Annotated in this window: 1 protein-coding gene and 1 pseudogene; one reads left to right on the top strand and one right to left on the bottom strand. The window is 38.6% G+C overall.

All coding sequences use genetic code 11. From position 1 onward, the window contains the following. Positions 1-966 (top strand): ankyrin repeat domain-containing protein (locus tag ACJ5GX_RS05515; RefSeq protein ID WP_495292786.1); only part of this gene is annotated, 966 nt, incomplete at its 5' end. Positions 967-1,154: 188 nt separating this feature from the next. Here the strand turns inward: ACJ5GX_RS05515 and ACJ5GX_RS05510 are convergent. Continuing rightward, a pseudogene (locus tag ACJ5GX_RS05510) lies at positions 1,155-1,583 on the bottom strand (S66 peptidase family protein); the annotation flags it as partial. Positions 1,584-1,631: the final 48 nt, after the last annotated feature.

The following is a 1,631-nucleotide window of genomic DNA, read 5'->3' as shown; positions in this document are numbered from 1 at the left end:
GATCATTCGGGTAATACTGTTTTGCATTTAGCTGCTAAGAATGGTCACGTAGATGTAGTAAAGGTTTTACTCGAAAAAGGAGCAAATGTTGATGAGAAAGGTTGGCGTGATGCGACTCCTTTGCATTTCGCTGCTAGGAATGGTCACGCAAGTGTAGTAGAGGTTTTACTCAAAGCAGAAGCAAATGTTAATGCAGTAGATATTGAAGGGTGGACTCCTTTACATTTCGCTGCTCTTCATGGTCGAGCAAATATAGTAGAGGTTTTACTCAAAGAAGAAGAAGCAAATGTTAATGCAGTAAATAGTGAAAGGAGGACTCCTTTACATTTCGCTGCTGGGAATGGTCACAAAAAGACAGTAGAGGTTTTACTCAAAGAAGAAGAAGCAAATGTTAATGCAGTAGATATTGAAGGGTGGACTGTTTTGCATTTAGCTGCTAAGAATGGTTACGTAGATGTAGTAAAGGTTTTACTCGAAAAAGGAGCAAATGTTAATGAGAAAGGTTGGCGTGATGCGACTCCTTTGCATTTCGCTGCTAGGAATGGTCACGCAAGTGTAGTAGAGGTTTTACTCAAAGCAGAAGCAAATGTTAACGCAGTAGATCGATATGGAAAGACTCCTTTAGATTATGCTGAAGGTTATGCTAAGAATCAAGACGTAGTAAAAGCTCTATTAGACGCAAGAGGAGGTTCTTTTGTGAAAGCACGTAATAAGGCAATGATTGCTGGTGGAGTGAATACATTATTAGGCACTGCTATAGCAGTGGCACTTTTTACAACTGGAACAATTACAGCTCAGTTGATACCTATCGTTATAGCAGTGGTTGCAGTTACAGCAGCAGCACTGGTAGTTGGTTGTGCTACATATGAATTACTAAAGCCTAGTACTAAAGTTGATGGAGCAGAAAAACCAATTGTCAACTCAATAAATGAACAGCAGAGAGTTACTAGCATTTCTTCATCTTAGAGCGCGTGACGCAGGGTCCTGGATCCCAGTACTGGGATGACAATGAAGGGGCTGCTTGAATAACAACGAAGGGTTATTTGGATAATAGCCGTACTTGATCTGGATCCCAGTGTCTAGGAACTGGGATGACAAGGGGGGATACTAGGATGACAACGAAGGTGCTGGAATGAAAGGAGTGTGAGATAAAGCTACTTGTATAACTGTTGCACATCCATAAACTCTTTCTCGTCTTGCATGCTGATGATAGTGTGAGTGTTGAGAGGTAAAGGGTCATTTCTATGTCCATGTCCTACCCCTTTTATTGTAAATACTGGAAAGTTAACACTTTTTGCAAACCTTTCTTTTACAATTTCAACAAGATTATCATTATAACAGTTAACAAAGTCACCGAATATTACTGCATCTACTCCATCAAAAATATGAGCTTGTTTTAGGTGATCTAGACTTCGCTCAATTGAATATGGATAAACTTTTATGTCTTCTAAAAATAGAATTTTGTTTTTTGCGTTTATTTGCCAAGCAGTTCCTATGCTATTTTCAACCAAAGTCATATTACCACCGATGATTTTAGACTCTAATTTGCCATTTTTTAGTCTAATGCCATTGTCGATCGATCTGCGAAATGACTATTAGCACTTAGATATTTCAGTTTGTTAAAAATTTTT

The sequence above is a fragment of the Wolbachia endosymbiont of Tuta absoluta genome (genome assembly GCF_059414725.1).
This window is presented reverse-complemented; position numbering and strand designations above follow the sequence as displayed.